5 protein-coding genes are annotated in these 3,136 nt (G+C 68.0%); 3 read left to right on the top strand and 2 right to left on the bottom strand.

The window, feature by feature from the left end; translation table 11 throughout:
• Positions 1-75 precede the first annotated feature (75 nt).
• From TR48_RS42775 to TR48_RS37320, 3 genes are all read left to right on the top strand, one after another.
• Entirely contained in the window at positions 76-249 is a 174-nt protein-coding gene (locus TR48_RS42775; protein WP_152628400.1) for a transposase, read from the top strand.
• A 133-nt stretch (positions 250-382) separates the two neighbouring features.
• The gene (locus TR48_RS42765) at positions 383-859 is read left to right on the top strand and encodes an IS3 family transposase (protein ID WP_152628399.1); all 477 of its coding nucleotides are present in this window, start codon (positions 383-385) and stop codon (positions 857-859) included.
• Between the two features lie 108 nt (positions 860-967).
• A complete protein-coding gene (locus TR48_RS37320) occupies positions 968-1,504 on the top strand; it encodes a hypothetical protein (RefSeq protein WP_042375150.1) in 537 nt (178 codons plus the stop codon).
• A 58-nt stretch (positions 1,505-1,562) separates the two neighbouring features.
• Here TR48_RS37320 and TR48_RS44075 read toward each other — a convergent pair whose 3' ends face one another.
• Positions 1,563-1,739, bottom strand: a complete 177-nt coding sequence (locus tag TR48_RS44075; RefSeq protein ID WP_161789987.1) for a hypothetical protein — start codon at positions 1,737-1,739, stop codon at positions 1,563-1,565.
• 131 nt (positions 1,740-1,870) lie between these two features.
• On the bottom strand, positions 1,871-2,401 hold the full coding sequence (locus TR48_RS44070) for a hypothetical protein (protein ID WP_052443371.1): 531 nt from the start codon (positions 2,399-2,401) through the stop codon (positions 1,871-1,873).
• Positions 2,402-3,136 lie beyond the last annotated feature (735 nt).

The raw sequence follows: 3,136 nt of genomic DNA, 5'->3' as shown, positions 1-3,136 counted from the left end.
TGAGCTGCTCTGGCTTTCGTGGAGTCCCTGATGTCTGGGTTTGTTACGAGCCAGGCGTAAGGAGAATCACGAGCTGTGCGAGCACCACGTAAGTACCCCGATGAACTCCGCGAGCGCGCCGTCCGCGAGGTCCGCTCGACCGGCCGCCCGGTAGCCCACGTCGCCCGCGACCTCGGCATCCACAAGGAAGCCCTGCTCTCCTGGGTCCGCCAGGCCGAGGCCGAGCCGGCGAGCGCGACGACCGCCTGAACAGCTCCGAGCTGGACGAGCTGAAGCAACTCCGGCAAGAGAATGCCGAGTTGAGGCGCGCGAACGAGATTCTCAAGGCCGCCAGCATGTTTTTTGCCCAGGAGATCGACCGTCCCCGGACGAGGCCGAGCAGGTGATCGACCACCTGCGAGACGGCGGCTTGGGGGTCGATCCCGTCTGCCGGGTGCTGGAGCTGTCCCCGTCGACGTACTTCGCGCGCAAGCAGCGTCCGAAGTCTGCCCGCCGTTTGCGCGACGAAGAGCTGATTCCGCTGGTCACAGCCGCTGAGGAGGACTCCGGCCGCACCTACGGCGCCCGCCGCGTCACTCGGGTCCTGATCCGCGCGGGCCACTCGGTCGCGCGGTGCACGGTCGAGCGGCTGATGCGCGAGCTCGGCATCGAGGGCGTCATCCGTGGCCGGCGCCGCCGCACCACCATCCCGGAGCCGGCCGCCCCGCGCCCACCGGACCTGGTCAACCGCCGCTTCGAGGCCGAGCGCCCGAACCAGCTGTGGCTGGCCGACCTGACGGCGTTGGCCAGACCACCATCGTTGCCAACTCCGGAGCGGATCGTTTCCGCCCAGGAGCTCAAGGCGGCGCTCGGCTTCTGATCGGTGGAACGCCGCTGAGACGCTTGGCGTCGGCCTGCACATCGAACGCCCGGTCACATCCCAGTCACGCCGAGCACACAAGCTGCACACATGTGGAAGTGTCTGCGCATGCGCAAAACCCTCACCCTCACCTTTGCGGCCGCGTGCCTGGCCCTTTCTGCGTGCTCCAGCTCGTCGACGTCCAGTAGCAGTGACCATGCCTCCACGGGGACGAACGGCACCCCCACTGCAGCGCCCGCACAGCCGACGACGCTGACGGCCGCCCAGATCATGGCCAAGCTCATCGCCGCGGTCCCGTCGGCGAAGCAGACCATCGTCTACACCGCCTCGACGGACCCCAACAGCCTCCTCGGCCGACCCGGCCAGTACACCGCCGACATCCGCTTCTCCGACAACCGTGTGCCCAAGGACAAGACGCAGTTCGCCACGGCCGGGGACGTCGAGTTCGGTGGCGCAGTCGAGACGTTCGCGACCGTCCAGGACGCGCAGACCCGCGCCGCCTACGTAGAGAAGGTCACCCAGGCGATGGCTTCACTCGCCGGCGAGTACGACTTCCAGCACGGGCACGTCCTGATCCGCGTCTCCCGATTCCTCACCCCGGACCAGGTCGCCGCCTACAAGACGTTCGCGAACACCCTGCCGTAGTCCAGACAGCACGAAGGCCCCGGCCGCCCACTGCGGGCGCCGGGGCCTCGCGCTTGCCTCAGTTCGCTTCAGTCGACTCGCTCGACGTCGCGCCTTCGCCACCGATCTCGATCACCGTGTCAGCGCTCGCCAACCCCTCGGCGGTCGTGTCCGCCTCGGTGGCCGCAGCGGTCTCCTCGGTGGTGTTCGTGCTGGCGTCGCCCTTGTCGGCACCACCACCAGTCCAGCCAGGCATGTGCTTCCCCCTCCTGTGTGGCTATCGGTTCACGCTCCGAGCCCTGCCCCGGGCCCTGGGGCAAGGACCCCGGGCCGTTGTGTCTCTGGACTACTCCAACTCAGCGCCCGCCGTCTACTGGGCGCTCGCAGTCAGCCCCAGTAGCCAGCCGTCGCTGGGCAGTTGGACGGGTGGTACGTGTTGGAGGACCAGAGCGCGGTACCGGACGAGTTGTAGATCACGAAGTTGCCGTCGGCCTGGACGATCGCCTCGTACGCGTTCGGCGTGTTCGTGTTCCACACCGGATACGTACCGCCACCGAGCGAGCTGTACTGCCAGATGGTCATGTTGCCGTTGTTCTGGAACTGCAGATAGTTGTGATACGGCGAGTAGCTGACGTCCGTGTTGCTCGCCCAGATGGGGTTGCCATTGGCGTTGCAGTAGAGAACGAAGTTTCCGTCGGTCTGCATCTTCAGCTCGGTGAACGGCCCCCACCACTCGTGGTTGCCGTAGTAGGAGCTGTTGTCGAACCGGATCGCCGTCTGGTGGTTGCACCCGTCGCCGCCGGTGCAGCCGAACGAGGCGTTGGCACTCCCCGCGCCCGCGAGAGTGGCTCCGCCGGCGAGCGCGACTGCGGCGGCGGCCATCGCGAGGGCGCGCTTGGTCTTTCCGAGCTTGAGCATGGTGTTCTCCCCCAGTGGTTGGCGGCCCCCGTTGGAGCCCTTGGATGTTCTGCGTCTTCGTCCGCGTATCAGCTTGCGGTTCGCGGGCAGGCGCTGGAACGGCGTTGACTGGCCGTTCCCTTGGCGCTTCGCTGCTTGGGCCGGCCGTGCGCGGAGCAGCAGGACCAGGCTGCCTGGGCAGTCGTGTGGAGTCTCGTTTCCCGTACAAGTCCGTACACCCGTGGCCGGCACGACGGGGCACTCGCCCGAGCGACCATCCGGGACAGCCGCCTGCTCGCTCACCTCAGTCTTGCCAGCACTGGCTTCCGCTCCAAGGCTTTCGGTTGAATCCGGTTGGATCCGATCAGGGGGTGGGCGACGCCAGCACGTTGGGCTGCTACGCCCGCGCGAGTGAACAACCGGGCAGGCAGCGGCTCGTTCACCGATCATGAGCGATTGCGACTGCCCGCCGCCCGACCGTGACCTGTGTCCCGACTGCCGCGGCTGGGGGTACGAGCCCGGCACCAGCGGCAAGGACCACCCGCTCTGGGCTCGCTGCCATGGCCACGGCGGGCAGACCCCGCACGAATTTGGCTGCGCGATGTGGGGGCCGGTCGTGCTCGTCCCGGGGCGGTGAAGGAACCGGAGTAGCTTGGCCCCGCCAGGCGAACCGGACGGGGCCGTCGTGGCTTCCCGGTCAGCGGCGGTCGCGTCGGTCGAAGCGCTCGAACGCGACGAGGAACGGCGCGACGAAGG

Origin of the sequence: Streptacidiphilus neutrinimicus, from assembly GCF_000787815.1 — a bacterium.
Taxonomy (GTDB): domain Bacteria; phylum Actinomycetota; class Actinomycetes; order Streptomycetales; family Streptomycetaceae; genus Streptacidiphilus; species Streptacidiphilus neutrinimicus.
The sequence above is the reverse complement of the archived record's forward strand: the minus strand, read 5'-3'. Positions and strand labels throughout refer to the sequence as shown.